This is a genomic window from Streptomyces sp. 142MFCol3.1 (assembly GCF_000424945.1).
GTDB classification, from domain to species: Bacteria; Actinomycetota; Actinomycetes; order Streptomycetales; family Streptomycetaceae; genus Streptomyces; species Streptomyces siamensis.
Genome location: NZ_AUKV01000048.1, coordinates 21,622 through 48,491, shown reverse-complemented (window position 1 = coordinate 48,491; position 26,870 = coordinate 21,622). Strand labels below are relative to the sequence as shown.

At 69.5% G+C, this 26,870-nt stretch carries 26 protein-coding genes and 3 pseudogenes; 9 read left to right on the top strand and 20 right to left on the bottom strand.

What is annotated here, in order from left to right:
- Positions 1–404: 404 nt before the first annotated feature.
- The 3 genes and pseudogenes from H305_RS55415 to H305_RS0140205 all read right to left on the bottom strand — a co-directional run.
- A pseudogene (locus tag H305_RS55415) lies at positions 405–868 on the bottom strand (MFS transporter); the annotation flags it as partial.
- A gap of 294 nt (positions 869–1,162) precedes the next feature.
- Positions 1,163–1,903: a hypothetical protein gene (locus tag H305_RS51620; protein ID WP_234021400.1), complete on the bottom strand. Its 741-nt coding sequence runs from the start codon at positions 1,901–1,903 to the stop codon at positions 1,163–1,165.
- Positions 1,904–2,218: 315 nt separating this feature from the next.
- The gene (locus H305_RS0140205; RefSeq protein ID WP_028805448.1) at positions 2,219–3,391 is read right to left on the bottom strand and encodes an epoxide hydrolase family protein; all 1,173 of its coding nucleotides are present in this window, start codon (positions 3,389–3,391) and stop codon (positions 2,219–2,221) included.
- A gap of 82 nt (positions 3,392–3,473) precedes the next feature.
- Between H305_RS0140205 and H305_RS0140200 the strand changes: the two genes are divergently transcribed.
- The gene (locus H305_RS0140200) at positions 3,474–4,049 is read left to right on the top strand and encodes a CGNR zinc finger domain-containing protein (RefSeq protein WP_028805447.1); all 576 of its coding nucleotides are present in this window, start codon (positions 3,474–3,476) and stop codon (positions 4,047–4,049) included.
- Positions 4,050–4,281: 232 nt separating this feature from the next.
- Here H305_RS0140200 and H305_RS0140195 read toward each other — a convergent pair whose 3' ends face one another.
- From H305_RS0140195 to H305_RS0140180, 4 genes are all read right to left on the bottom strand, one after another.
- Positions 4,282–4,599: a hypothetical protein gene (locus H305_RS0140195; protein ID WP_028805446.1), complete on the bottom strand. Its 318-nt coding sequence runs from the start codon at positions 4,597–4,599 to the stop codon at positions 4,282–4,284.
- Between the two features lie 102 nt (positions 4,600–4,701).
- On the bottom strand, positions 4,702–5,946 hold the full coding sequence (locus H305_RS0140190) for a DUF2201 family putative metallopeptidase (protein ID WP_028805445.1): 1,245 nt from the start codon (positions 5,944–5,946) through the stop codon (positions 4,702–4,704).
- Positions 5,947–6,077: 131 nt separating this feature from the next.
- Entirely contained in the window at positions 6,078–7,388 is a 1,311-nt protein-coding gene (locus H305_RS0140185; protein ID WP_028805444.1) for an AAA family ATPase, read from the bottom strand.
- A 113-nt stretch (positions 7,389–7,501) separates the two neighbouring features.
- Positions 7,502–9,031 carry a hypothetical protein gene (locus tag H305_RS0140180; RefSeq protein ID WP_028805443.1) on the bottom strand — a complete coding sequence of 510 codons (1,530 nt, stop codon included), beginning with the start codon at positions 9,029–9,031 and terminating at the stop codon, positions 7,502–7,504.
- Between the two features lie 145 nt (positions 9,032–9,176).
- Between H305_RS0140180 and H305_RS55410 the strand changes: the two are divergent.
- A pseudogene (locus H305_RS55410) lies at positions 9,177–9,658 on the top strand (IS5 family transposase); the annotation flags it as partial.
- A 77-nt stretch (positions 9,659–9,735) separates the two neighbouring features.
- Positions 9,736–9,879, top strand: coding sequence for a DUF4291 family protein (locus H305_RS56215; RefSeq protein WP_078629476.1), 144 nt, complete (start codon positions 9,736–9,738; stop codon positions 9,877–9,879).
- Positions 9,880–9,990: 111 nt separating this feature from the next.
- On the opposite strand, the gene H305_RS0140170 is transcribed toward H305_RS56215, so the two are convergent.
- The 3 genes from H305_RS0140170 to H305_RS0140160 all read right to left on the bottom strand — a co-directional run bounded on the left by H305_RS0140170 (position 9,991) and on the right by H305_RS0140160 (position 12,454).
- Positions 9,991–10,947, bottom strand: coding sequence for an MvdC/MvdD family ATP grasp protein (locus H305_RS0140170; protein WP_028805442.1), 957 nt, complete (start codon positions 10,945–10,947; stop codon positions 9,991–9,993).
- A gap of 14 nt (positions 10,948–10,961) precedes the next feature.
- The gene (tgmA, locus tag H305_RS0140165; protein ID WP_028805441.1) at positions 10,962–11,153 is read right to left on the bottom strand and encodes a putative ATP-grasp-modified RiPP; all 192 of its coding nucleotides are present in this window, start codon (positions 11,151–11,153) and stop codon (positions 10,962–10,964) included.
- A gap of 707 nt (positions 11,154–11,860) precedes the next feature.
- Positions 11,861–12,454, bottom strand: coding sequence for a DUF4291 domain-containing protein (locus H305_RS0140160; protein ID WP_028805440.1), 594 nt, complete (start codon positions 12,452–12,454; stop codon positions 11,861–11,863).
- A gap of 966 nt (positions 12,455–13,420) precedes the next feature.
- On the opposite strand from H305_RS0140160, the gene H305_RS48435 reads away from it, so the two are divergent.
- The 3 genes from H305_RS48435 to H305_RS53705 all read left to right on the top strand — a co-directional run bounded on the left by H305_RS48435 (position 13,421) and on the right by H305_RS53705 (position 16,012).
- Complete coding sequence (locus H305_RS48435) at positions 13,421–13,897, top strand: hypothetical protein (RefSeq protein ID WP_234021399.1); 477 nt, start codon at positions 13,421–13,423, stop codon at positions 13,895–13,897.
- Between the two features lie 308 nt (positions 13,898–14,205).
- Positions 14,206–15,813: a M48 family metallopeptidase gene (locus H305_RS0140150; RefSeq protein WP_028805439.1), complete on the top strand. Its 1,608-nt coding sequence runs from the start codon at positions 14,206–14,208 to the stop codon at positions 15,811–15,813.
- A gap of 52 nt (positions 15,814–15,865) precedes the next feature.
- Positions 15,866–16,012 (top strand): hypothetical protein, encoded by a 147-nt coding sequence (locus tag H305_RS53705; protein WP_158690660.1) that lies wholly within the window; start codon positions 15,866–15,868, stop codon positions 16,010–16,012.
- A 31-nt stretch (positions 16,013–16,043) separates the two neighbouring features.
- Here the strand turns inward: H305_RS53705 and H305_RS0140140 are convergent, their stop codons facing one another.
- The 4 genes from H305_RS0140140 to H305_RS0140125 all read right to left on the bottom strand — a co-directional run bounded on the left by H305_RS0140140 (position 16,044) and on the right by H305_RS0140125 (position 19,277).
- A complete protein-coding gene (locus tag H305_RS0140140; RefSeq protein WP_028805438.1) occupies positions 16,044–16,673 on the bottom strand; it encodes a hypothetical protein in 630 nt (209 codons plus the stop codon).
- Positions 16,674–16,821: 148 nt separating this feature from the next.
- A complete protein-coding gene (locus tag H305_RS0140135) occupies positions 16,822–17,457 on the bottom strand; it encodes a response regulator transcription factor (protein WP_037766879.1) in 636 nt (211 codons plus the stop codon).
- A 472-nt stretch (positions 17,458–17,929) separates the two neighbouring features.
- Positions 17,930–18,598: a hemerythrin domain-containing protein gene (locus H305_RS0140130; protein ID WP_028805436.1), complete on the bottom strand. Its 669-nt coding sequence runs from the start codon at positions 18,596–18,598 to the stop codon at positions 17,930–17,932.
- Positions 18,599–18,803: 205 nt separating this feature from the next.
- Positions 18,804–19,277 (bottom strand): nuclear transport factor 2 family protein, encoded by a 474-nt coding sequence (locus tag H305_RS0140125; protein WP_028805435.1) that lies wholly within the window; start codon positions 19,275–19,277, stop codon positions 18,804–18,806.
- Between the two features lie 218 nt (positions 19,278–19,495).
- On the opposite strand from H305_RS0140125, the gene H305_RS0140120 reads away from it, so the two are divergent.
- On the top strand, positions 19,496–19,972 hold the full coding sequence (locus tag H305_RS0140120; RefSeq protein WP_028805434.1) for an RrF2 family transcriptional regulator: 477 nt from the start codon (positions 19,496–19,498) through the stop codon (positions 19,970–19,972).
- 37 nt (positions 19,973–20,009) lie between these two features.
- On the opposite strand, the gene H305_RS0140115 is transcribed toward H305_RS0140120, so the two are convergent.
- The 4 genes from H305_RS0140115 to H305_RS48425 form a co-directional block, all read right to left on the bottom strand.
- Positions 20,010–21,179: a DNA alkylation repair protein gene (locus H305_RS0140115; protein ID WP_234021398.1), complete on the bottom strand. Its 1,170-nt coding sequence runs from the start codon at positions 21,177–21,179 to the stop codon at positions 20,010–20,012.
- A complete protein-coding gene (locus H305_RS55400) occupies positions 21,176–21,478 on the bottom strand; it encodes a hypothetical protein (protein ID WP_028805432.1) in 303 nt (100 codons plus the stop codon). The genes H305_RS0140115 and H305_RS55400 overlap by 4 nt, the downstream gene beginning before the upstream one ends.
- 284 nt (positions 21,479–21,762) lie before the next feature.
- A complete protein-coding gene (locus tag H305_RS56530; protein WP_420708206.1) occupies positions 21,763–22,221 on the bottom strand; it encodes a hypothetical protein in 459 nt (152 codons plus the stop codon).
- A gap of 156 nt (positions 22,222–22,377) precedes the next feature.
- On the bottom strand, positions 22,378–23,139 hold the full coding sequence (locus H305_RS48425; RefSeq protein WP_234021397.1) for an inositol monophosphatase family protein: 762 nt from the start codon (positions 23,137–23,139) through the stop codon (positions 22,378–22,380).
- A 238-nt stretch (positions 23,140–23,377) separates the two neighbouring features.
- Between H305_RS48425 and H305_RS0140100 the strand changes: the two genes are divergently transcribed.
- Positions 23,378–24,376, top strand: a complete 999-nt coding sequence (locus H305_RS0140100; protein WP_037766860.1) for an Lrp/AsnC family transcriptional regulator — start codon at positions 23,378–23,380, stop codon at positions 24,374–24,376.
- Positions 24,377–24,495: 119 nt separating this feature from the next.
- On the opposite strand, the pseudogene H305_RS48420 reads toward H305_RS0140100, so the two are convergent.
- Positions 24,496–25,449: pseudogene (locus H305_RS48420) on the bottom strand (aminotransferase class I/II-fold pyridoxal phosphate-dependent enzyme); the annotation flags it as partial.
- 201 nt (positions 25,450–25,650) lie between these two features.
- On the opposite strand from H305_RS48420, the gene H305_RS48415 reads away from it, so the two are divergent.
- Positions 25,651–25,890 carry a hypothetical protein gene (locus H305_RS48415; RefSeq protein WP_158690658.1) on the top strand — a complete coding sequence of 80 codons (240 nt, stop codon included), beginning with the start codon at positions 25,651–25,653 and terminating at the stop codon, positions 25,888–25,890.
- A 279-nt stretch (positions 25,891–26,169) separates the two neighbouring features.
- On the opposite strand, the gene H305_RS0140085 is transcribed toward H305_RS48415, so the two are convergent.
- A complete protein-coding gene (locus tag H305_RS0140085; protein WP_028805430.1) occupies positions 26,170–26,829 on the bottom strand; it encodes a hypothetical protein in 660 nt (219 codons plus the stop codon).
- Positions 26,830–26,870 lie beyond the last annotated feature (41 nt).

The window sequence follows — 26,870 nt, the reverse complement described above, 5'->3', positions numbered from 1 at the left end:
TCCGCGTCATCGAGGGCCCCCGCGGCATCTGAGCCCGAGCCCGAACCGCCCGGAACCCCCACCCGGAGAACACCATGACGCTCTCGATCCGCACCATCAGGACCCTTCGCCGCCTTCGTCCGGTCACGGACCCCGGTACCGGCCGGCACCGCGGACAGCCTTCCCCCGAGCGCCCCTCCGCCCCGGACGCCCCCGCAAGCGGCCGCCACCGCCGCACCCAGACCCTCGCCCTTCCCGCGTCCGCCTGACACGCCCCGCCCCGCCCGGCCGACGGTGCGATGAGCCCCCGCCGCGCACGCCCGGCGCCGCGAAGCACCAGGGCCCTCGACACGACACGGCAGCGCCCGACCCTGTGAACAACACCGCCGACCACCGCCCGCGAGCCGAGCGACACGGACACCCCATCACCCGGCCGGCACCCTGCTGAGCGTCAAGCCCCGAAGGGCGCGCACCTTCGCCTCCTCCTCCACGGCGGGAGCGGACCCGGGCAGCGGTCGCCCCGCGGACTTCGCCGTGAACCACCTGGCCGCGCCGCCGATGGCTGCGGCCGCCATCCTGCAGCAGGCGGGCACCGTCATATCACCGGCCGCGCCGATGAGGGCCGTGAGCACCAGCGGCGTCGAAGGGTCAGACCGACCCGTCGAAGCCGGCGCGCAGCAAGCCACAGCGGACGCAGGTGGGCAAGAGAGAGCCAGGACAGCCGACGGTATCGCCGCGGTGCAGCAGACCGAAGCGGCCCCAGCGCACCCACGCCGAACCCGACGGCGAACAGACCGCCCGTGCGGACCAGCAGCAGCGCGGGTACGGGCAGGCGGAAGCAGCCCGCGCAGCCGGCGGCGTCACCGCTACCACCGACGCGGTCGGCGACGTCACTGGGCTAACCACGAGGCGGCCGACGGGACAGCCCTGGCGCCGCCAGTGAGCGGTGCTACGCACGCCGGCGGTGCCGAGCGCCGTCCACGTCTCTCGGCGCAGACCAACGGGGTTTCTGGCATGGCTGGTCGACTCGCCACGGCGACCGGTACCCAAAGCCGGCCTCGTCACGTTTATTCGTCGTCGAAGCCGTAGGGCGGGATGGTCCACCGCATCACCGTCTCTCCCGCCTCGCCGGCTTCGAGCGTGACCGGATAGACCTGGCCGGTGTGCCGCTCACCGCGGTGCCTCATCGAATGGTCCCCTGGTCCCATTCGATACCGAGCAGATGGCAGCCTCCGACCTCGATCGCACCGGCACGGAGCGGATGGTGCCACCCGGCCCGCCGAAAGCGATAGTTGTCGGTGTGCTTGTCGACCAAGACCATGAGGCCCTTGCCATGGAGGCGGTCGCGCCAGGCGGTGAGTTCGGCCGCACGTGCGGCTGCCTCAGCCACCGGGAGGTCCAGCCACCCGCGTGGTCCGTCGGTGCCGTACCGCGCGATCTGCTCACCACCGAACTGCGCGTGTGCGCCGTCCGCGTACAGGCCCCGGTAGAAGACATCGGCGAGCCTGTCGGCCGGCTCGTCGTCCATGCCCGTCCAGGCGTCCAGCGCCGTGGCGTCGCCGACAACCATGCGGCACCGGTCGACGGGCAGGTCCCCGAGCCGGACCGGTACCGGCCGGCCCGCGCTCTCGGGCCACGGAGGACCGAGACCGAACTCCAAGGTCGCGATCGCCGGTTGCTTTTCGAACGGAGACGGCGAGGTGCTCGCCCGTACCGTCAACGGCCGGTCGCCGGCTGCCGGAACCGCGACCGCCTCGCACAGCCACTCACGAAGGTGGCCTCCTCCTGACGCCGCGGCCGTCCTCGCGCGCTCGGACAGAGGCTGTCCCAACTCCCGCCACTGGTCGATCCACCCGGCCATGCCGAGCACGAGCACACCCGACGGTGCATCGACGTTCCCCAGGCCGACGAAGATCTCAGACATGCGCCGATTGCGCCTCCCTCGTACGACAACAGGCCGCACAAGGCGCCGACGCCCGCCCGCAACGCGACCGGCGGGTGCTGCCACCTGCAGTGGGCATCTCCTTACCCGCAGGCGGCCCACGAGGTTGGGCCGGAACATCCAGCGAGCCTGGCAGGCGGGCAGCGCTGCATCGCGGTTCCTGTGGGACCGAGGTGGGAAGGGCCGACCCGGCAACACCGGCCGCCGAGAGGCAGAACGCACCCATCGGTCCGGAAGCCGTCGGGCAACACCTCGAGCCGGATCAGGCGGTGATCGAGTGCCGGCACCCAGCCGCGTTCACCGATGGGCGGCCAGTACGGCCGTGAAGCCCTCTTGCAGGTCCTTGACGAAATACTCGGGAACCTCCAGTGACGGGAAATGTCCCCCGCTGTCGGGCGACCTCCATCGGACGATCTGCCGGTACCGCTCCTGCGCCCAGGGGCGCGGACACTTCTCGATGTCGCGGGGATACATGCTGATTGCCGACGCTACGTCGACCCGAAGTTCAGGGTCCAGCGAGTTGTGGCTTTCGTAGTAGATGCGGGCCGCCGATGCGCCGGTCCGCGTCAGCCAATACAGGGTGACGTCGTCAAGAATCCTGTCTCTGGAGATCGTCTCGAACGGACTGTCTTCGGTGTCCGACCACTCGGCGAACTTGTCAAGGATCCAGGCGAGAAGCCCGACCGGCGAGTCGACGAGCGAGTAGCCGATGGTCTGTGGTCGGGTCGCCTGCTGCTTCGCGTACGCCGCGCGGTGGCGCCAGAAGTCGCGGGTTTCTTCGGTCCACTTTCGCTCGACCGCTGTCAGCCCGTCGGTCGTCAACCCTGGCGGCGCCTCCGCGAACAATGTGTGGATGCCGAGAACGTGTGCCGGGAACCTGCCGGCGAGAACCGTGGTGATGTTGCCTCCCCAGTCGCCGCCGTGGGCTACGAACTTGCTGTAGCCGAGCCTTCCCATCAGTTCCACCCATGCGGCCGCGATCTTCTCGGTTCCCCATCCGGTGGTGGCCGGCTTGTCGCTGTAGCCGAAGCCTGGTAGCGACGGAACCACGACGTGGAACGCCGGCGCGTCTGCGTCCTTCGGATCTGCCAGATCGTCCACTACGTCGATGAACTCAGCAATGCTGCCCGGCCAGCCGTGCGTCAGGATCAGAGGAGTGGCGTCTGCGCGCGCGGATCGGCGGTGCAGGAAGTGGATTCCCAGGTCATCGATGGTGGTGCGGAACTGGCCGATCTGGTTGAGGCGTTCCTCGAACGACCGCCAGTTGTACCCAGTGCGCCAGTAGTTGACGACATCGACGAGGTCGGCGAGAGGAACGCCCTGCGCCCATCGGCGAGGGTCGGGCGCGGCGCGATGGACCGTCTCGGCCTCCGGTAGTCGCGCCGCGGCCAGTCGGGCGCGCAGATCGTCGAGGTCAGCGTCAGTCGCGCGGGCTTCAAATGCTTGCACGTCGCTGGTTGGACGGGGCATGAGACCTCCTGGCCATCGTAGAACCGTCTAAGACGGTTCTAGCAGTCCTCCGAGCGGCGTTGCAACCGGCTAAAGTGGTTCCATGCGTGCTGCGTTCCCTGAATTCCGCCTCGGCAACGTGCTGGCGACCAGCTTCACCGGGACTCTGTCGGAGCGTCATGGCAACGCCGTGGAGCGCATTCCCACGCCGCAGCGACTCGTCGACTGGCTGACGGTGAACGGCCTTGCCGTGGACTCCTGCACCACTGCCCAGCTCGACCTCGCTCGGGAACTGAGGGAGTCGATTCACGCCGCCGCGACAGCGGCCGCGATCCAGGACGTTCTCCCTGCATCTGCCGTCCAAGTCATCAATGACCGCAGCGCTCAGAGCCAGGCCGCCGCGATCCTGACGCCCGAGGGCAAGCGGCGATGGCGGCTCAGCTCGCCTTCCTGCGTGGAAGATGCCCTCGGCGTGATCGCCGCCAACGCGATCGACATCATCGCAGGCGAGCGGGACGGAAAACTGGCCTTGTGCGCATCACCGACCTGCCGGGCCGCCTTCTTCGACGCCAGCCAGAGCCGCACCCGCAAGTGGTGTGACATGAACACATGCGGGAATCGCCAGAAGAAGGCGCGCTTCAATGCCAACCAGCGCAAGAACCCCGGATCAGCGGAGTGATCGTGACCTCGGTACATCCAAGTGGGCCCCACGCCTCGGGGAGAAGCGTGTCGACAGCCACATCACGGACGAGATGACGGGACCATTCCCCGCGCGAATGGGGAGCAGGATGTCTCCGGACTGGGGCCATCCCCGCGCGTACAGGGAGCAGATGGACATCCCCGACGTGGTCAGCGGCGAGTTCCGGGTACGGGACTCGGCCGAGGGCGGTCGCCATGTACGCGGGGCGGGGTCAGACGCGGGTGGTGTGTCGGTCCAGGAGGGCCCGCAGCCGGTCGACTTCGGCGGGCGTGCTCAGCCCGTGCTTGGGCAGGACCTCGAGGCACATGATGTTGGGGTCCCGGCTGAGCAGGACGAAATGGCCGCGCGTCTCCCGGTATCCCTGCAGGACCGACCACACCCCGCCGGCCGCACAGCACTTCATGCCCTGTGCCGGCGCGTGACGGTGCGGCACGAGCAACAAGGACCGCTCGTCGTAGCGGTCGTCGAGGTCGCACCCGCGCTCCGCCGATGACGGCGCCCGCGTGAACGTCCCGGCGGCCCCACCCACCGGCAGTGGAGGGAGCGTCCCCCCTCGGCGCCCGTATACGTCTCCAGACATCCGGCCACGCGTCGCCCGTGCCGGACGGCAATGCCGCGCCACGGTGCTGTCTCAGCCGATGGTGACGACACGCGCCCAGGGCGGCGGGGTGTCCGGGACGTAGTAGGGGTTCTCCTCGTCCACGGCACGCGAGGGACGGGGGAAGAGGCCGACGACGGTGCGGCAGGGCGGCTGCGCGGAGGGCCAGGGCGTCTGGCCGTCCGTGAGGGCGACGATCACGTCCGGGCGGGGACGAGAGCGCAGCGCCCGCGCGAAGCCGGAGCGCAGATCCGTTCCTCCACCGCCGACCAGTGCGATGTTCTCCGCGCGGCAGAGCTGCACGGCGACACCGGCCGCCGCGTCGCACGAGACCACCGAGACCAGGTCGCGCCGCCCGCCCACCGCCCGCGAGATCGCCGCCACCTCCAGCAGCGCGCTGCCCAGCTCGGCGTCGCTCACCGACCCGGAGGTGTCGATCACGACGCAGACCCGGGGCGGTGTACGGCGCAGGCTCGGCAGCACCACTCCGGGGATCCCGGCCGAGCGCCGGGACGGACGCCGGTAGCTGTGGTCCTCGCCCACCCCCGGCGCACCCGCCGCCGAGCGGACCGCCGCCCCCAGCAACTGCCGCCACGGCTGCGGCGGATGGAACGCCTCGTCCGCCCACCGGCGCCACCCTTCGGGCGCGTCGCCCGGTCGGCCCTTGATCCCCTCTGCGACCCGGAAACGGACCGCGTCCCGCTGCTGCCTGGTCAGCCCGTGCGCCCCGTCGGGCCCCAGCTCCCACGGGCGGTCCTGACCGTCGGCACCACTGCCGCAGTCCAGCCAGGCCAGTGACGAGTCGAGCCCGGACATCGACGCCGCCCGCAGGTACTCCTCCATCAGCAGCCCGTCGGGCAGCCGGAGCAGCGACGGCAGCACCGCCCCGGCAGGCCGGGGCAGACCGTCACCGTAGATGTCGTCGTTGATCTCGAAGTCGGCGGCGATGTTCCGCCGCAGCCTCCCCCAGCCTTCGGCCCGGGTAACCCCCGTCTCGCTGCCCTCGCCCGGCCCGTGCTCCTCGTGCTCCCGCGCGTACCGCTCGCCCCGCCCGTGGTGGTCCCGGAGCAGATGCGAGACCTCGTGCACCCAGACGCCCGCCAGCTCCTCCAACGGTGTGCGCGCCACGAAGCGAGGGGAGACGTAGCAGCGCCAGTGCGCGTCCACCGCCATCGTCGGTACCGACCGGTCCTCCACCACGTGCAGTGCGAAGAGCGCGCTGGCCAGGTAGGGACGGACCTTCACCGCGTGCAGTCGGGCGGCCAGCAACTTCTCCATGTCCAAGGGGAGTCCGGGCCGGCCGAGCGGCTCGCCGGAGCCGGCCGGGGGGCCCGGCACGGTCGGCCGCACCGGGCGCGGCGGCGCGGGCGGTGACATCGGGCGCGGCTCCGGGCGCTTCACGGCCCCCGTCATCGGGACGCCGTCGTCGCGCGCCCTGCGTCGGCCGCCGCTGCGGCCCGCACCACCGACCGGTCCGCCCGGCGGGCGAGACCGACCACGCCTGCCAGTCGCTCCACCGCCTCCGGCACCTCCCAGTCGTCGCGTCGCAGCGCGGCCAGCGCCGTCGCCGGGGCGACCAGCAGGTCCGGGGCGCCGGTCTCCAGCGCCCGGACCAGCAGCGCCCAGGCCGCCTCCCACCGCTCCCGATCCGGCCGTGCACCGACGGCGGCCACCACCGCCTCCAGCGCCGCCTGACGCAGGTCGCCCCGCACCGGCAGAGCCGCGGAGGCCGGATCGGCCAGCAACGACTGCGGATCCGGCAGGTCCATCCGGTCCAGATGGGCGAGGAGTTCGAGTCCCGGCCCGTCCCCCACCGCGCCCCGCACCAGCAGTGCCAGCACCTCCCGGGAGACGGAGGCCGCCGTGCCGAAGGCCAGCAAGGTCAAGGCGGCCTCCCAGCTCCGGGGCGAGGGCCAGGCACCGCCGCGCCGGGTCTCTGTGCTCGGCATCCGGTGGATCAGCGTCGGCCGTGCTTCGAGGAAGCCGCAGACCGCGCGCCGGGCGAAAGCCACCGCTTCCGGCAGACGCTCGTGCACCAGCCGGGGCAGCTCAGCCCGCGGCCACACCCCTCCCAGCCCGCGTACCACCACCTCCCGGTCGTGCACCCAGTACAGATGCACGAACCGGTTGGCCAGCGGCGGGCTCAGCTCCCATCCGTCCGCCGCTGACGCGCGCGGATTGGCGGCGGCCACGATCCTTACGCCCGGCGGGAGTTGAAGGGCACCGACTCTCCGTTCCAGGACGACGCGGAGCAGTGCGGCCTGGACGGCGGGGGTGGCGGTGGAGAGTTCGTCCAGGAAGAGCAGCCCCCGGCCGGCGCGCACGAGGTCCACCGCCCACTGGGGCGGTGCCATCGGCACCCCTTGCACCGCCGGGTCGTCGCCCACGATGGGCAGCCCGGAGAAGTCGGACGGTTCGTGGACGCTGGCGATCACGGTGGTCAGCGGCAGGTCGAGGGAGGTGGCGAGCTGTGTCAGGGCCGCGGTCTTGCCGATGCCCGGCTCGCCCCAGAGCAGCACCGGCAGGTCGGCTGCGACGGCCAGGGTGAGCGCTTCGAGCTGCTCGTCGGGGCGCGGCTCGGTCGTGGTTGCCCGCAGGAGGGTCAGGAGGTCGTCGGCGAGGGTGAGTTGGGTGCCGGCTCCGGATGTGTCGGCGGAGGTCGGTGCGGCCGCGCCGACGGCCGCGACCGTGGCGGGCAGGAGTGTATTGGAGGTCGTCATGGCATCACCTGGGTGCGATAAGGGAACGGGACGGGACGGCCCGTCCTGGACGGCATGGGGTGTGCGGCGCGGAAGGCGCGGCGCGGGAAAGTGACGTCGGTGGGGGCAGCCGGTCAGCGGTGCAGCCCGGTGCGGGGCCGGGCCCGACTACTGTGCTTACGGCTCATGTCGTATGGCGTACGCCGGCCGAGCCGGGGACGGTGGTCCGCCTCCGAGTGCCGCGCACCCGAGGTCCTCCCGTCCCTGACCGCACGGGCGGCTGGGTGTTCGGCGACCAGTCCCGAGCGGAAGAGGCCGTGGTCGATACGGCGGGCCGCGGCCGACTCCAGCTCCTGCCGGAGCGGTCCGTCGCGCAGGATCGCACCGGGACCGAGCAACCTTTCGACCACGTCGAGCGCCCCGGCGACGTCACCGTGGGCGAGTCGTTCCCGGACCGCGGGCAGTTCCTCCGGGTTGCGGTGCACCGCGTCGATCGCCCGCAGGCACGGCAGCGCCGGCCCGCCGAGAGCCACCAGCAGTTCTTCCCTGCGCAGTTGGGCCGGGTCGTGATCGACCGCCGTCAGCGCACCCTCCCGTAGCGCGATCCGGTGGATCTCGCCCCGGCACTCCACTCGGTGCGGATCGCCGGTTCGGTGGGCGGGGCCGGCCACCGGTGCCGTGCCGGAAGCTGCCACCGGCCCGGAGCCCTCCAGTGCCGCAGCGACGAGCGGATGCAGCCGCTCGGCCGCGACCAGCCCGGCCCGCAGCAGCTCCAGGTCCGGAAGGACCCGGACCGCCGCCTCCGGCAGCACCGGAAGCGCCGCGACCTCCTGCGGCGGCAGCGTCTCGCGCAGCGGCCGGAACGTCGGGGCATGGCTGTCGTCGGGTGCGACGAGTTCGAGCACTGTGCGGCTCCGCGCACCGAGCCGCACGGTGAACGGCCCGAGGGGGCGGCCCTCGGCCCGCAACAGCAACTCCGCCTCGGCGGCCCAATGTGCCACCGCCCACGCGGAATCGAGGAGGTCGAGCGGATCGGCCCGACCTGGCAGATCCGGCCGGTCCGGCAGGACGGGCCGGCCGGGTGCGTGCGCCCGGGCGGGCGGCGCCACGGCGGGTACTGCGCCCGCACCGCACCGCCGCGCCAGTTCGCCGCTCCGCCCGGAGTCCCAGAGGTGCCGGTGCAGGTCGAGCCGGAAACGCCGGTCGGGATGCGGGTGCGGATGGTGCCTGTGGACACCGTCCCCGGCCCCCTCCCACAGGGCCAGGGACATCCGCTGTCCGGCGTCCGCCCAGGTAGGGGGTGTCCGCACCACCAGATGCAGCGGCGTGGTGCCGGAACTCCGGTAACAGGCCAGGGAGAAGGTCAGGCCGGGCCGAAGCCGCCCGTCGGGGGCGATCCGGGGCATGTGCCAGCGGAGCAGATCCGGGGCCAGCAGTCGCAGATCTGTACGGAGTCGGGTGACGAGATCGGTGCCGTGGCGATCACGCACGGCGCGCAGATCGAGATCGATATCGAGCCGGGCGGCGGCGCAGGCCCCCGCCCAGTCGCCGACCGCACGCCGCGCGGTCGCAGTCTCGATCATGGACGGTGGCACGGCGTACTCACGTACGCGCTGCCACATCAACAAGCGGGTCGGAGCCTCGTTCGCGAAGTGATGTGCCATCAGCACTCACCTTGCGCGAACGATTCCCCCGTTCCATACGAGGAGTGATTCTTCATCGTCGGCATCGTAACCACGCCGACGACGATCTGTCAGGCCCATTTGGACGCCACCTCATGTGGCTCGATGGGGTGTCGGTCGTGGTGCGCGCCCCGAAAAGGGGGACCTGACAGGTCCGAATCATGTCGGCAGGGGTGAGCACGGTTCGAAGATCCACCTGATCACCGAGCGGACCGGTCTGCCCCTGTCCGTCGGAATCTCGGGTGCCAACGTCCACGACAGCCAGGCCCCGGTCCCGCTCGTGAAGGGTGTACCGCCGATCCGGACCTGCCGGGGCCGTGTCGTCGCAGGCCCGGCAAGCTCCACGCCGACCAGGACTACGACCACCGCCACCTGCGACAACAGCTGTCGCAGTGAGGCATCCGGCACCGCGTCGCCCACAAGGGCGCCGAGACCTCGCAGGGACTCGGCCGAGGCCGTTGGACCATCGAACGGACCATGGCCTGGCTCGTCGGCTGCCGCCGCCTCCACCGCCGCTGCGAACGCAAGGCCGCCCACTTCCTCGCCTTCACCGGCATCGCCTGCACCCTCATCTGCTACCGCAGACTCGGCGGCATCCCGCCGCGGTAATTCGATGGCGCGCCTGAAGCGGTGTGATCACCCTGGTCCAGTGATCGGCAGCGTCGCCGTCAGAACCCAAGCATCAGATCCGAGCCCTGCACACGGACTCCACGGCCACCGTCTACCAGGCGTACGCGCCGGAGATAGCTGTGGCGGCGGCCCGGGCGGGCCGCTTCCCGACGGTGTGGCAGCGGGACCGGATGACTTGGATCACCAAGCCTCGTTCATAGCCTCTCCTGGTGGAAGCCTCCGCGCCAGCCGGGACCCGAATGGGGCTACCGCAGTAGTCGTTGCTGCGGGTGCCGTGCGCGAAGTCGGGTCGGCCGCTGGGGGGGGCCGCCTCACCAGTGACTCTCGGGAACACGGGGATCCGGCTTGCGCTGTGACAGCCACAGGGCGACCTCCTTCGAGATCGGCTGCCCGGTCTCCAGCTCGACGAAGCCGAACTGGCCGCCCTGATTGCACTCCAGGAACCACCAGCTGCCTTCCTTGTCCTCGGCGAAGTCGAAGGCGGCGTACGCCAATCCGGCAAGGGCGACGTACTCATGCACCGACTTGCCGATGCGTTCGGGCACCGAGACCGCCTCCCAGGCGTGCCCGGTGTCGCCGTACCGCCCGTCGACCTGGCCGGGCTCGGCCGTCTTCCGCGCGGCGAACATCCTGGCGCCGACGCAGGTCAGACGAATGTCGGCGCGCTTGTGTATGTACCGCTGCAGCAGCGCAGGGCCGGCCGCGACGGCAGAGAAGTCCGCGTCGGGGCCAATAAGAGTGGTGGGCAGGGCCATTGCTGGGTCGCCGGGCGGCGGTCCCGAGGCGGACTTCACCACTACGTCCCGGTGCTCCTCGGTGAACTGCTGGGCCAGGCGCGGGGAGGTGGTGAAAACGGTCGGTGGTACGGCGAAGTCGCTTAGGTGAGCGACCCTCAACTGCCATGGTTTCAGGCGGGCCAGGTCGGCGCTGCGCGGATGGTTCATCCATCGCGTGGAGGCGGAGTGGAGCATGCCGAACAGCGCCTGACGGGTCTCGGCTGTCAGCCACGGTGAGGGATGTGCCGCGTGCGCGGCCGGTTCGCCGGGCCTGCGCACCCATACGGAGCGCAGGCCTCCCATGCTGAGCACATGCCCGTTCACCGACAGGTGGCCCTCGAAGTCGCCGTGGGCGTAGTCGGCGGACAACACGGCCTTGCCCGGCAGGTCGGCGGGGTCCAGCCGCATCACGGCTGTCCCCATCCCGTGCAGCTTCGCCACCACGATGTCGGCGGTCACGTCCTCTTCGGACGTGAGAATCAGTACGGTCATTTGGTTACGGATCGTCAGTCGTCGAAGTGTGTCTGGGAACCTGCGGTGGACGTCGTCGTGCCGACCGCGAGGAGGAGGTCCGGGTCACTGACGGCCGGGCGGCCGTCGGGAAGCACGTTGAGTTGACGCGACTCGTCGAAGTGGTACGGCGTCACCACGGTCGAAGGCCTTCTGGGAAAGGCGTAGTTGAGGGTGAACGGTCGCACTCGAAACCTCCACGGTCAGACAGTCCCTTGTGTGGGAAACACATAAGGAATTCATTGCTTTCTGCCACATCAGGGTGAAGGTCATCACATCGCACGTCACATCATTCGCAACGCCTGCATCAGCTGCACAAGTTGTCTGCACCTTCCCCACGAATCACACATCGGATCGAGCATCTCAAGTGTCACAGGGCCGCTGGGGGTGACTGTCTCCTTACTCTCCGGAGGTTCTTGCGGGTCCATTCGTGCGCAAAACAATGGTCATGCGACTGACGTCGGGCTCGTGGTGGCTTGGTGCGGCTGACCCGAAAAAGATCGCGAAAACGAGCTAGCACGGGTCATAATCGGAACGCCGACGAGGACGCCCTCCGGCTGAGCGCGCTCTTCGACGCCAGCCACGACGACTCCGACCACGCGGAGAAGTTGCGTGACACGGTCATAGATCTGTCTCCCCCCGATATCGGGGAGGGCTTGATCGTGGCCACGGCGCGCAAGGCCGATCCGTTCTCCGCCTTGGCTCATGCGCTGGGTCCGGTTGCGATGCTGCGCCTCCCGGGCCGGCGGTTCGGGGACCTCCCCACGAAACCCTGTGCGCAGGCTCCGCTACCTCGCGAGAAAGGTCTGTGAGCAATGCTTGACCTGGATCATCAAGCAGCGTTCACAGACCTCTGCCGTCATGTGACCGGTGGTTCATGCCAGCCGTTGTGCGGTCAGGGACACAGGTGGGCCAGTAGCTCTTCGCCGGCGGGGTATCCCTGCTCCTGGGGCAGCAGCCGGGCAGCTGAGTCCAGTTGACCGTCCTTGACGAGGGCATGGATCTCGTGCGCGAGCGGGGTCACGTCGCGGATGGACACGATCCACTCGTCCGCGTAACGCACCGATGCCTCACCCGAGAGCCCCAGTTGCAGGGAGCGGTACGGCAGGGGACGCAGGTGCAGATCGCGTTCGGGATCCCACTGGACACGGGCCGGTGCGCGCTTGAGGTCACGCTGCCAGGTGCCGCGATCGGGGTGCAGTCCGCGAACGTAACTCGACAGGCAGGCATGGCGCAGCGCCCAGTCGAAGCCGTCGCGAGTGATCTCGACGGCGAGGACAGTCTCCTGCCCCTCCTTCGTGCCCCAGCCGGAGCGGTACATCATCCACGTGAAACTGGGTTTGATCCACGTCATGCGGTCAGGCTTCCACGCGGCGGGGAAACGGCCCTTGCGGGCGGCGGGTCCGCCGATCTCCGGGCGGTACGCCTGGTACACGGTGATCGTGGACACCGTGTGGAGCGCGCGGATCCTGCGGAGCGGTTCTTCCATGGCGTACAGCGTGGGCTCGGCCAACTCGGATGACCACCGAATTTCGACCCGCTGCTCGATCCGCCGGAGCACGCCAGCCGCAAGCGGCAGGCAGTCGTCCATGCGAGCCGAAGCGCGTCCGGCGCATGGAGCGACATCTCGGCAATGCCGCATGCGAGGTGGCGGACGTCAGAGAGCCGATTATCGCAGACTCTTACGCTGCCGAATCCGACAGGACGCTTCTGTGGACGGTCACGTAATCGGTTCACCGCAGGTCAGTACGAGGCGGAGGTCCTGCGAGCCGGAGAGGACCGCAGTTGGGAGTGGCCGGCAGGAGCGGTTGCGCAGCTGCTCGAGGCTCGACTGAAGGGACGCGGGGACTGGCTCTTCAGGTGGGACTGCGAATTGGAAGGTGTCTGGGCCTCCCGCAAGGAACCCGATCGAATCCACGTCGTCCTGAGGCATCCCCGTGACCGGGCCGATTCAGATCTGCCCTGGCTCCAGTTCGGGATGGCCCTCCCGATCTCCGCGGACGCCCCATTGGACCAAGCCCAGCGCCTTGAAGCGCGGCTGACCGCAGACGATCCCCGTGCCACCGCCGCAGTCTGGGGAGGTTCGCATGATGCCGAGCAACTGGGCTACCCCTGGCCACCGGTCGACCCGCTGGTCATGTGAAGGGCAGGAAGAGGCGGGGGTCGGCCTTCCCACGCCGTTGGGCATCCACTCGCACCCGCCATCCCATGGAAAGCGTGACCGTGCGGGTGGGGAATTGCGTGACGCCGACCATGTATAGCGCGGGGAAAAGCGTGACCGCTGACAGCCCCGGCAGAAACCCGATTGCAGCGCATTTTTGTACCGTGTGAGAGTGGGACGCATGGGTAACTCCCGGGCGTATCCCGTCTTCCGCACCAGTGACGCCGTCGAGGCATGGACGCAGGCGCTGCGCCTGAAAGCTCTGCTGGAGTATCACGACGACGAGGTGACCTGATGGCCGAGGTGCTGACTGTCGAGGACACGCGGCGGATGGCGGCGGTGCTTCCCGACGCCGAGTTCCGCTACGTCGATCCCCCGATGGACCCCGTGACACATGACTACGCGGAGTTCAGCTTGACGATCGCCACCGCGGAGGACTCCGCGCTGGAGCCAGAGCTGCCTCTGGAGACCCTGCACTACGTTAAGGCAGGCACCGTGGAGGAGCGGTTCGTGCGAGCTGTCGGGAAGGGAATGGCCTCGATCGGTTGGGGCGGCAGTTGGCCGGACGACGCCGAGGCGGAGCGGCCCGGCGTCGCCAAATACGACGGCGTGGAGGTCTTCTTCAACGGCGACGAGATCGACGGGTCTCGGCCGGCCGACCACCACACCGTCTTCGTTCACGTGGATAAGTGGGGCGATCTTCCGAGGGCGGAGAAACTCGCCGCACACGTCGGCAGCACCGTGCTGGGAGACGCCCAGGTCGGCTGGTGAGGAGCGCGGCTCCATCAGTCCTGTCGACCTCTTGAAACTGCTGGACTGGAAAGGTCTGTCAACGCGGCTTGACGTGGATCATCAAGGCGCGTTCACACACCGCATCAGTGGTGCTGTAGTTGTTCGCACCCAGGAGTGGGTTCTTCCCGCCTCCAGGGCCGTGACCGATGGTCCGGCGGGCTCTGCGGGAGCGCGCGTCCATCTCGGCCAATCGGGAGCGCCGGAACCCGGCCGGAGGACTGCGGGTAGTATCCGCGAGCGCTTCTGGCCTGTTCGGGCTGGTGAACCATGTGGGTGGGGGTTTCTCGATGACGTTTCGGCTGCGCGCTGTCCGCGCGTTCGCGTTGCTGCTCGGCTTCTTTCTCATGGGCGTGGTTCTGCTGTCGGCCATGGCGGTGTTCGACTGGATGGTGATGACACGGCTGGTCACCGCGCGGGCCGCCTGGGTCGAGGGCACGGTTCTGACCCTCACCGTCCTGCTGGCGGCGGCGATTGTGCGTGGCCTCTTCGCCTTTCTACGGGCCGGCCGTCTGGGTCCGGTCCCCCACGCGGTGCCGGTCATTCCTCAGGAGCAGCCCGAGCTGTGGGAACAGGTACGGGCCGCTGCCGAAGTGACGGGGCAGCGGCCGCCGGACGAGCTCTACCTGGTCGCTGAGGTCAACGCGGGGGTTGCCGAACAGAGCCGCCTGCTGGGACTGCTGCACGGACGACGCCGTATGTTCCTGGGCCTGCCGCTGCTCGCCGGGCTGACCGTCCCGCAGCTGCGCGCCGTCCTCGCTCACGAGTTCGGGCACTACGGCAACCTCGACACCCGGCTCGGGGGTGTCACGATGCGCGGCCGGGAAGCACTGATGCACACGGTGGAGGCATTTCAGGAGGGCAGCACCCGGCTGCACCACGCGATCGGCGCCCTGTACGTCGGCTACGCCCGGATGTTTCTGCGGACCACCCAGTCCGTGGCTCGCCACCAGGAACTCGCTGCAGACCAGATGGCGGCCCGGTACGCGGGCCGTGAGGCGACGGCCGCTGCGCTACGCACCCTTCCGGTGCTCGACGGCGCGTACACCCACTACCTGGAGACGTACGCCGCGATGGGCAGCTCGCTGGGCGCGCTACCGCCCGTCGGCGAGGTGCACGGCGGTTTTCGTCGGTTGCTCGCCGCCCGGACCGGGGAGCGGCTCGCTGCGCTCTCCGCCGGTCAGCGGCCGCCGCGGCCGCACCAGTACGACTCGCACCCTCCGATAGCCGAACGGATCGCCCTGATCGAGAAGCTGCCCGCCGATGACCGACCGGATCAGTCGACCGATGAGACGGTCGGGCTGACCCTGCTGCGCGACTCGGACCGGGTGTTCGCCGCGCTGGAGGCGTGCACGCTGTCGCAGGAGTCGGCGAGGCTGCGGCGCATGAGTTGGGACGATCTCGCCATGTCCCGCGCGATCACCGACGCCGAGGTCTGGTCCCGGCCGCTGCGGGTCGCCGTGGCCAGGGCGCTTCGTTCCTCGGCGCACGACACAGACGGCACGGTGACCGTACGCCGAGATTCCACGACGGGCGAGGTGGCCGACGACCTCTTGCCCAACTTGGAGGAGATACTCGACGCGTTCGACCGCGGGCTTCTCTGGATGGAGGTCGCCGACCGCATGCCCAAACCTCATCAGGCGGCGCGACTGATCGGGCCGTCCGCCCGCAACTTCATTCGCCCCAGGATCTTCGACGGGCTCGCGGGCATGGTCCACCTGCGCCTCGCTGAGTCCGGACACGCCAAGCCTGACATCGGCTGGTCGGGGCAGCCCGGACTGATCCTCCCCGAGTCGTGGGAGAAGGGCATGGACGACGCCATCGACGCGGCCGTCGCCGACACGCCCGACACCGCTCCGCTGCGCGCCCTGCTCGCCCCCCGCCGCGTCCCTGCATAGCCGCCGTGCGACCGGGCTTCCGGTCGCAATCCTGCATTCCCTCGTCGCCGGCATGAAGCGGGACCTGGATGCGGTGACCGCCGCGCTCTCGACCCGATGGAGCTCAGGCCAGGTCACCAGGATCAAGCTCCTCAAACGCATGGGCTACGGCCGCGCGAACATCGACCTCCTTCGGCTGCGCGTTCTCAGCAGCCCGTGAGCGCCTGCTTCTGAACTGCAGGAAACCGAGGTCAGTACCAGCGGCTGAACGCAGCAGCGCCGAATCCTGTCTCTGCGGCGTGTCGAATAACCCTCAGCGGCGCCTCAATGAGTTCCACCACATCGAAATCGGGGGCGTCGCCCACTGCGGTCATCCAGGCGGTGATCCGAGTGAGGGCCACGCTTCGCGGTGTGCTGGAGAGGAGGAGGGCTTCCTCGGCCCGGGGCAGGGCGGTCCGAACCTCCTCGGCAGACAGTAGAAAGTTCCCAAACCAGCCGGGAAGCATCGCCGATCGCTGTGCGCCAAGTCCGTAGCACAGGGCCGCGACCGGGTTTGCCTTACGGGCAGTCGCGACAAAGAGGCCGACGCCCTCCGTCTCGGGCATGAGAGTCATGCTCGCGTCCCGCATGGCCTCCGCCGCCTCGGTAGGCGCGTTGGCGTCCTCAACGAAGCCCGCGAATCGCTGGGCGGCCGACGTGGGTACCAAGGGTTTTGAGGGATCGCCGGGAAGCTCGAAGAAGGGCTCTTCGTCGCCGCCGTTCGACCACCACGCAAGCGTTTCACCCGAACCCGGCGGCCTCTCCCAGTCGCCTGGCCGTATGAGATGGATGTAGCGATCCGGTAGTGCGCGGGCCTCCTCGTCAGGGATGACGCCGAACATCCACAACCCTGTTGAGCTCACCGTCACACCTCTCAGTCTGCGGGGGAACTGTATCTGCCCCGCATCACAAGATCAGCAACAGAGCCGACTTACGTAACCGTCCACACAGCCAACCCGGGCATCCACCAGAAGCGGACTTGACGCCCCCTCAGATGAGACCGTACGTCAGGGCGTACGCCACCGCGTGGGTGCGGTTGCGCACACCGGCGCGGCTGATGATGCCGTGAATGACGTTCTTCACCGTTCGTTCCGAATAGTTGAGCGCAGTGGCGATCTCAGCCGTGTCGAGGCCCTTCGCCAACATTCTGAGGACCTCGGTTTCGCGGGCGTCGAATGGCTGCAATCGTCCGCACTCCGGCATCCGGCTCTGCATGGCTCGGAGCTCCTCCAACAGGACCCTGGTTAGTTCTGCGGGGAGTTCGGCGCGTCCTGACCGTGTGCCCAGGACCGCGGCAGCGATGCGAGCCATGCCGGCGCATGACCGGAGGAGGACACTGGCCAGGCCGTAGCCGACGGCGCGTACGAGCTGTGACTCGGTGAGGGAAGCCGCCACCAGCACCATCCGCATCCCGTCGTTGGTGCTGTTCACCGCGGCCTCCCTCATCAGCACCATGGTCGCCTCCGTGACCTGACCCGCAAGCACGAGGACTACATCGGCATTTGATGCGGCTCCGGGGGACAGAACGCGGATCCGCGGCTGGGAACGCAGGTAGACGGCGGTGCCCTCCTTGCTGATCGGATCGTGCGCCCGGATAGTGACGGTGACAACGTTCTGCGCCTCCAACGAGGACTCCTCCACCATGATTCGGTGCTTCCCTGCGGACGGGTGACAACGGCCGGGACCAGGGCGGCCGTCTACGGGTGGTCAGGTAGGCAAGGGGGCACCGCGGGCGTGGCCAGCCGTCGTCAGTGTCTACTCCGGCGCCAGGCCTACCTGGGTGTGTGTCAGGCAGACTCGAAGCCCCCCGTGCTCTGGGCTCAGTCCGTTCGTCTCTTGACCGCCGGGCCTGGCGACAACGCGTGCGTACGTGGGAGAGAAGGTGGGGCCCAACACAGCGCGCTGCGCATGGCCGTTGAGCCGGGCTACGGCTTCGTCACGTGCTCTCTCCCGGATGGAGCTTGCTGACGGGTATCACCAGTGGGCCCGAAGAGGCCTCTGAAGGCGCGCGGGACCTCGCGGCGCACATGGGCGCTGCGCGACATGGGGCGAACCCGGCTTGGCCGCCGGCCGCTTGTCAGGTCCCGCGCTGACGGCTTCAGAAGCCGTCTGGCCCGTAGACCCTTCTGGCGTGCGACGCGAAGGCGCGCGGTCCCAGCATGGGCATGATGATGCGCGGCACCAGGGGGGCGGTGGACAGCATCAGGGTGACGACGGCAGGCTCTGCGAGGGAGGCCAGCATGCCGAAAATGATGGGCAGTTTCTTCTTGGGAAGTCCGTTGATCGCGTGATCGCCCAGCTCGTGCCACTCGACCGCGGACACGTACTGGTCGACGAGGGGCAGCACCTCTGCCTCTTCGACGGCCAGGTGCTCCGTCAGCGTCTCGGCAAGCGCCCGAAGGGCCCTGGCGAGTTCATCACGGTCGGATGCGCCGGCGTTCCTCCGCCACCGCGCCAGCGAGGACGAGCACTCGACGAGCAAGCCGTCGATCTGTTCGTGGTGCTTCTCCATGAGCTCCAGGGTGGGGAACAGGTCATGCGTAGCCCGTGCTGCGAGCTTCGGCCACAGCAGGACGTCCTCGCCCTTGTGGTGCAGGTGCAGGAACTCCTCGATCATCTGGATGTGGTCCGCCACAACGGCGGCGCGGACTGTGTCCCCGGGCGCGACGGCGAGGACGAGGCCGGGCATCCTGCCGTAGGCCCTGCGGAACGCCTCATGGACGACGAGCATGTCGCGGACGTCGGCGCGGTCGAGCTGGTTGGTCACAGTTCTCCTTCGGTCGGTGAGCGGTGTGGGTCCGGTCCTGCCTTGGGTCGACGGGCGGGCAGGTGGCGGTGGTGTCCCCGTAGCAGGTCGGGGGTGGACCCACGGCCGGCCGGTGAATGGCGAACGGGCCGCGGACCGGCTCTGGCCCGGTTCGGCGCCACCCCTTCACGGCCGCTGTACGGGTGTCGGGGCGGGCCGTGGACGGTCAGAAGACATAGGGGATGTCATGAATGACGTCCTGGTGGCGGATGCGCCACGTTCCGTCGGTCCGGCGGAAGGTGAAGCGGTAGTACCCGGACTCGATCGGCTTGATGGTGCCCTGGGCGCCGAAGGTGCCGGCGGGCCACCCGCCCTCGGGCGTCTTGGTTCCGACCACGTCGAAGGTGATGAACTGGGTTTCGATGCTGGCTTCGTCGCCGTCGATGGAGGCCAGGTGGTCGTAGGTGGTGTGGTGGCTCCAGCCCAGGGGCGGGTGCGGCGCCATGGCCGTGGACATGGCCGCGGCGATCTGTGCTCCCCCGGAGAGGGTTCCCAGCAGTTCCATCCCGTCGGGGCCGCGGTAGTGGATCTCGACGACTGCGTCGGCCTCGTAGAGCTTTGCCAGCGCCTCGCCGTCGCGCCAGTCCGCGGCCCGGGTGTACCGGGAAACGATCTCCCTGAGCTTGCTCTCAGTGTTCATGGTGTTGTCCGCTTCCTTGTGTGTGGGTGTTCGGGTTTCCGCGGCGAACGGCCGCGGGGTTCCTTGCGTGCCGGGCCCTTGCGCAGGTGACTGCCGGGGCACGCAATATGCATGCGTGAAAAGTACATATCCTCGGACGGAAGTGCAACTTTGATAGTTGCTAATATGGGTGCGTCGGGAACCACCCTGACCAAGCGGCGGAAGGAAGGAGTGAGGGCATGCTGGACGTGAGGTTCTCCAGTGCGCTGAAGGCCATGCTCCTGCTGGGTCATGCCGAGGAGGAGGGCAGTCCCGTCCTCAGCTCGACCCAGCTCGCCAGGAGCCTGGACACCAACCCGAGCCTGGTGCGCAAGCTGATGGTCCCGCTGGTTCGGGACGGTCTCGTCGCGTCCATCAAGGGACGCAGCGGGGGTGTCCGCCTCGGCCGGCCCGCGGACCGGATCACGCTGAAGGAGATCTACCGCTCGTCCATGGGCGACAAGCCCCTCTGGGCCCCCCGGCCGGAGGGACCGCGGGAGTGCCTGGTCACCAACCACTCCGCCGAGTACTTCGTCAGGCTCACCGACGAGACCGAGGCGGCCGTCCTGGGTGCGCTGGCAGACCGCACCCTCGCCGACAGCCTCGACGAACTGCGAGCCATCGACCGTGCTGAGGGTGCTCCCGCTTCACGCACCCGTGACGGGCGACCTGTCTGACCGCGAGCCCCGGCCGGGGACGGGACGCAGCGATCCCTCAAGATCGGCTCACCGCTGACGTGCCGGCTACCGGGGTCTCGAGCTCGAAGACGGCGCGCGCCGACGCGATGCCGTTGACCTGCAGCGCAATGGCGCGCGGGCCTGGTTGGCAGCAGCCTGTGGTGATCGGCCGGGAGGAATGTTCGCGACTCACCCCCATCGTCTCGCCGGGGGCAAGGGTGCGGGTGGTGAGCTTGAACGTCTTTGCGGTCTGCGAGCCGTTGGCCTTGCGGTGGTGGACCACGTAGTCGATCGCCAGCCGGGCCTTCTCGGCGCCGACGTTGCGGATGGTGGCGGTGAAGCGGACGTTTCCGTCGAACGGCACCGGGGTGCGGTCGAGTACGGGGCCGTCGATCTCCAGTGTCGCCGGAGTGAAGCCGAGCAGTTCCAGGGCGCCGGGATGGCCGCGTTTGACGAGGCTGCGCAGTCCGTGGCGCACGAGCCGTCCGGTGGTGGGGGCCGGGGCGGCAAGCCAGCGTCGAGCGGTCGTGACGGCAAGGTCGGCGTGGTCCCGGCTGACGTCGTGGAGGTGGTCGGCGACTGACCTGCGGACGTACTCGCTCTCGTCACCGTAGAGGGCGTCGAGAACAGCCACGGTCGCTCCGGGGAGAGTGATGAGCTCCGGAACCCGGAGTGCCCGGGGAAGGTAGGGCCGGGTGCCCTCCACGGCCAGGCGGCGCACATCGGGGTCCGGCGACCCTGTCCATTCCTCGATGATCCCGAGGGCGCGGTCGAGGTTGTGTCGCAGCAGGGTACGCAGAGCCAACTCAGAAGTCAGCCGCCCGGTGAGGCCGGCCAGGATCGCCATCGCGTCATCGAAGGCATCGTCGCTGCGTTCGGCTACGGCCTTGGTGGCGATGGCGCTCGTGACCGGCCAGATCAGCCACCCGCCGAACACCGGGGTGCCGTCCTTTGCGGCCCGCACGACCCGCGCCAGGTCACCATAGTCCCCAGGCACATCCATGAGCAGGGCGTTGGTGAGCAGATCGGCCCGTTCGCGCAGCTTGAGGGAGCCCAGTCGCTGATCGGTCTCCCGCAGCGAGGTGAGTGCCGCACCCGGGAGCGCGGCATGGACGGCACGGGTCAGGGACCGTGCGGTGTAGCCGTTGATGAGTTCGTCGGCGAAGGGAATGGTCGTCTCCTCCAGGGTGGCGGCAGGGCAGGTCACTCGACGTGCTGGAGCACGGTGGTGAATTGCCAGTCGACACTGCTGTGGTCGATCGCTTCGTGAACTGGCGAGTCGCCCATCTCGCCGGTGATTCCCGCGGCTCCGGAGCGGGCGTGCTCGACGCTGTCGTAGGAGACGATGTCCAAGATCGTGCCGTCGCCGCGCAGGACGATGCGGCGCCACTGGAAGCCCGGCTGGCGTTTCAGATACTCGTTGATGTCCGCGTTGGCCGCGACGAAGTCCTCCGGCGTAAGGCCGGGCGCGGGCCTGAGTGCGGTCACTTCCAGGATCTCGGTCATGATGGGGATTGCCCTTTTCCGATGGTGGCTGATCATGGTCGGCGGGGTATCCCCGCCGGCGTCCCCATCAGCGTGAAGGACGGATCGCCGGCCAGGAAGGCAGCGTCTTCCTGGGTGTGGGACACCTAGGAAGCGGCCGAGGACCCGGCAAGGCGACTGAAGATCAGGCCGGCCCGACTCCGAAGGCCAGCTAGACCGCAGCCTCCTGCTTCGGCTCCCCGGCTCGGGCGTCCCGACGAGCAGCAGTTGCCCCGGGGCGTCGACCACGCCGAAGGTCTGGTACGTCAGCTTGATGCGCCCCACTTCCAGGGGCACGAACACCTTGAAGGCCCGGCGCAGTCCTCCCACGCTGTGCTCCTCCCCCAGCGGGCGGAACTCCGGCGAGGTCCTCGTGACCTCGTCGGCAAGGTCACTGATGCCCGCGCCGCCGGGAACCGTCCGGCGGCCAGGCGCAGCGCGTGAACGGTGCTGCGCTGCAGCAATGGCCAGTCGGTGAACACCGTCTCGGCCCGGGGGTGGGTGAACAGGAGACCGGCAGGTTCCACTCCGCCCCGAAGGGCGACAGCAGTGCACCGGCGACGGGGTCGGTTCCAGCACGTCGAAGGCGGGGCCGAGCACGTAGGCGGCTGCTTCCGGGAACGCTTCCAGGAATCACAGGAGGAACGGGTGCACAAGATCGCGTGGGCTATCCGGCGCGAGCCGGGGGTGCAGTCCCGCCAGCCGGTGCAGATGCTCGCACCCATCGGGCGCAAGACGAAGCGCCCGTCCGATGGCACCGATCACCTGTGCGGAGGGATTGCGCTCACGCCCCGGCGCCCGGCGGGCGTAGTAGTCCGCGCTGACGCCCGGTGCGTGCGCGCCTTCGCAGCCGCCGGAGCGGAGGGGTACGGGCACGGATATCAGCGCATGCCACAACCAGTACTGTCCCGGCTGCGCCAGCCGGCCCCGCGCGTTCCGGCCGCAAGCGCAGGCATGACGGCGGGAGACGAGGCGACTGCGCTCAGCGGTGCCAGCAGCCGCCCGCGCAGGCCGGGGCCCGCGACGAGAACGCTCGTGGCCCCGGCTCGCCACGGAAGACCGTACAGGTCAGTTGCGACGGCACCGGCTTCGCGTGCGATGAGGACGCCGCCCAACAGGTTGGCGTCGTCCCGCCCCACTTGCCAAAAACCGTCCAGACGGCCCGCCGCCACGTCGGCGAGCTGCCAGGATGTCGGACCGAGGTTGCGCACAGCCCCCACGCGCGGCAGCACCGCCGCCAGCGCCCTGCCGGCCGGCTCGGCAAGCCCCGGCTCCCGGGCGGCGAGCAACGGCGGATGGCTGGTCGCGAGCACGGCCGCGGCCGGGTCCGTTTTCATCGAGGGACGGATTCGCTCACCGTTGCGGGCCGCGCCCTCACCGAAGGCGGCCGTGTAGGTCTCGCCGAGCAACGGTGCATGCAGTGCCGCAGCAACCGGCTCGCCGTCCCTCACCAGGGCCAGGCTGACGCAGAACTGCGGAAGTCCCTGCAGATACTGCACGGCGCCATCGATCGCGTCCACCACCCATACCTCACCCCGGTCGGGCACGCACTCATCGAGTTCGGCCGCCCAGGGCACCCCCGGGCGCAGCGCGTCCAGCCGCTCGCGCAGTACGGGCACCAGTGGTGCCTCGATCGCATCCAAGGCCCGGCGGAAGCCGGCCACGTCGACGGCCGGCGCGGGACGCGACGCCCGGAGCAACAGCGTGCCGGCCTCGCGGGCGGCGTCGGCGAGAACGGGGAGGACAGCGACGGGGTCAGTTGGGGTCACGGGTGGACCTGCCTTCCAGATGTGAGTGGACTGATCGAGCCGCTCACCATCCTCGGCCGCGCCCGCGGGGCTCCGTCCTCGTCCGCGTCTTCGATGAGCGAAACTGGCGTCTATGACTGCTCTACCGGCGGAATCCGACAGCCTGCTGCTCGACCTGCGCGATCAGCGACTCCTCGCCGCCCTCCAGTGTGATGGGCGCCTGGGCGCGGAGCGCGCTGCGGAGGTGCTCGGCCTCGGTGTGCGGACGGTGCAGCGGCGCTGGCGCGCGCTGCTCGACGACGGAACCATCCGGGTCCTGGCCGAGCCGCCGCGGCCGGCCGGGCTGGGGGCGACGATGCTGCGCGTCCGGGTGCTACGAGGCAGACTCGACGTCATCGCGGCGGCGCTTGCCGCGCGTGAGGACGTGCCGTTCGTCGACCTGTCCGCCACAGGGGACGAGATCCTCGCCGTCCAGTTCACCCGCCCGGCGACCGGCCACCGGGACCGCCTGCTCTTTCGTCAACTGCCCGGTGCCCAAGCCGTGACCGCCGTGACCGCGGCCACGGTCCTGCACGTCTTCGCCGAGGCCCGCGACTGGCGGCTCGACGTACTCGCCTCCGCCGAACGCGAAGCCCTCACCCCACCGCCCGTGGCGAACCCCACCGCCGGGACCCGACACGCCGACCCCACGGATCACGCTCTGCTCGCCCAACTGGCGAGCGACGCCCGACTGTCGGCGACGGCGCTCGCCGCCCGGCTCGGCCTTCCCGAGTCGACCGTCCGGCGGCACCTGGCCGCCCTCGCCCGTACCGGTGCACTGCGCACCTACGTGGCTGTGGATGTGCGGCGGCTTGGCCTCACCGTCGACGCCAACGTGTTGCTGCGCGTCGCGCCCGGCAGGCTCGACGCTGTGGGCCGCGCCCTCGCGGCGCACCCGGCCGTCCACGGCGCCGTGGCGACGACCGGCGAAGCCAACCTCAACGTGGCCGTGTGGTTCCGGGATTTGGCCGAGCTCTACGCCTTCCTCACCCGGGACCTGGGTGCACTCGGTGTCGACGCGGCCGAGACCGTGATCGTCGGAGAGGCCGTGAAGCGCCCAGGAGCGACCCGCGTTGTGGCGCGGCAATCGTGACAGGCCCGATCCGTGAGGACCACCGCGCGCAGCCCCACGGCTGTCGGACACCGCCTCTACGGTGACCGGCAGCCCCTGACATGGCCTGGCAGCGCCCCCTATGCGCGCCGCCGGCACCGGCCGTCCCCGCAGAAGTCCGCTGCGTCGTTGACGTGAATGCCGTCGATCGCCTCGACGTCCTTGCGGGTGCGGGCTGCCAGGTCGAGGGCCTGGCTCAGGAGTTCGTTGCCGTGCTGGACCATCTGCCGGCGCCAGGCGTCGATGTCTGCATAGATCAGCACGTTGGGGCTGGTGGTGCCGAGCAGGTCGGCACGGGAGGCCACTTCGGCGGGATCGATGAGGTCGCCCTGGAGGTGGAAGACAGAACCTTGTTCCAGGCCGCTGCCCATCTTGTGGATGCTGGTGACGCAGACGTCGGCGCCGGCATCCATCGCCCAGGAGGGCAGCTCGTCGTGAAAGGGGAGGTGGGCTCCCCAGGCCTCATCGACGATGAGTGGTTTGCCACGGCGGTGACAGACCTGGGCGATGGCGGTGAGGTCTGCCGCGGCTCCGTACGGCGTGGGGCTGGTGACCAGGGCCCCGTCGGCATCCGGATGCTGCCGAAAGCCCTCCTCGAAGGCCGCTGCGGATGGGGGGTGAGCCAGGTGCCTTTCGGTGTCCCACTGAGGCTCGATCCAGGCCGGCCGGACTCCCGACAGGATGAGTCCTGCGATCACGGATTTGTGCGCGCCCCGTCCGACGAGGAGCGTGTGGTGGGGGCAGGTCACAGCCAGCATGGCCGCCTTGACGGACAAGGAGCTGCCGCAGGTCGAGAAGAAGGTGTGCTCGGCGTGCACCGCATCCGCCATGAGCTCTTCGGCACGCGCAAGGACCCGGCCGCGTGTCAGGCGGTCGTCGAGGCCCCCATTGGCCAGGACATCGCCGTAGAAGACCGCGTCTCCCAGAACCTCCCTCGCTCGCGGGTCCGCGCCGCGGGCCTGTTTGTGACCGGGCGGAGTGAAACCGAGTTCGTTGGCGTCGTGGTATCGGGCGAGTGCGCCCATTACAGGCGCCTCGTCGTGGTTGGGGCCCATGCATCAGCGGTTCCCGCTCCGGGCCCGCGCATGCATCACATGCGCTCTGTCCGGGGCATCCGGGCCCGAACGGCGGGAGCAGATAGCAGGCGCAGTTTCCATTCTCCCGCCATCCCGACAAAGTCTGCGCGGATCCGGATGGAGGCCGCCGGGCAATTCGCCGCAGGTGTCTCCGACGCGGAGGTCGCCAAGGACTTGCGGGTGAACGTACGTTCGGGTCAGGCGGTGGCGACGGGCCTGGCAGGACGCCGGCGCCGAGAGACTGCGATCCGCTGGACCGGTGTCAACGCGAAGCTGAGCGACACACTGTTCGCCGCGCTGGAGGTCGAGCTGGCCACGGACGCCGTCGCTCACGGCTGGCCGGGCCAAACCCGGACCCCGGCCCGGATCAAGACGCTGTCCCCGCGAAGCGCGCGGTCGAGCGGGACGAGGCAACCATGAGGAGCCTTCGGATTCTGGGATCGGCAGCATCGCGCGTCGGCTTATCGTGTCGGGCGCTCCTATCGCGATCCGCAGGGCTCCCCCACCGCTGTCGGAGCCCTGGAGAACCCCCGTGCTTTCCGGGGGCCCGGCATGGCGGTAGCCCGCCGCATAGGTTGTCGGACTGGCAACTGCAGGCCACGCTCCGTATCTGGGTGAACACACGCCCTACACCGGGTGATTCGCCGGTCGATCAGCGCCGCCCAGGGCTGCCGGTCAGGCATGCGTGGCCTGCCCGAATCAGCCACTACTCGGGGCATCGTCGGCGCGGTCGCGACGCGCGCGTACGCAGCGGATCATCTCCTCCGCGTACGGAAGGGCGACGCACAGCCCAACCCCTGCGGCGATCGCAGTGAGGTAGCCGGCCGACAGCGGACGCTCCTTGGGTACAAGCTTCCAGTCGTCGGCCCTGCCGCCGCCTCTCAACGCTTCCCGGACCTGGTCCCAGTGCAGGCAGGTGGTGAACGCGGCAGCGGTCAGCGGCAGCACTTCGAGGAAGCTGTGCAGGTGTTGTTCGACAGGCCGCACTTCCCGCTTGTCGGTGGCCAGCGACACGTCCCACAGCGCGGTGGCTCCGTGCACGACGGCGGCCCCACCCATGAGTGACAGCACCAACGGGTTGACCTTCGCAATCAGACCCGCGACGACAGGTACACCCGCCTCGGTCATCATGAGGGCGTGAACAGCGGACTCCCGCACTCCACTGGTGTGCTCGATGTCCGAGCGGCGGTGCATCACCCAGTCGGCAACAGCAGGGACGAACCACAGCGGCAGGACGCCGTACAGCAGGAATCTGCGGTTGGCGTTTTCCACGTCGTCGGCCCCGTGGGGGATCCGCAGCGCGGGCCTGGAACGCCAGCCCTGCCAGCGGGAGAGTGTGGAACGGCGGTGGATACGCATGGATACCTTTCATCGCTACCGGTGTCGGGCCGGGTGGTGTC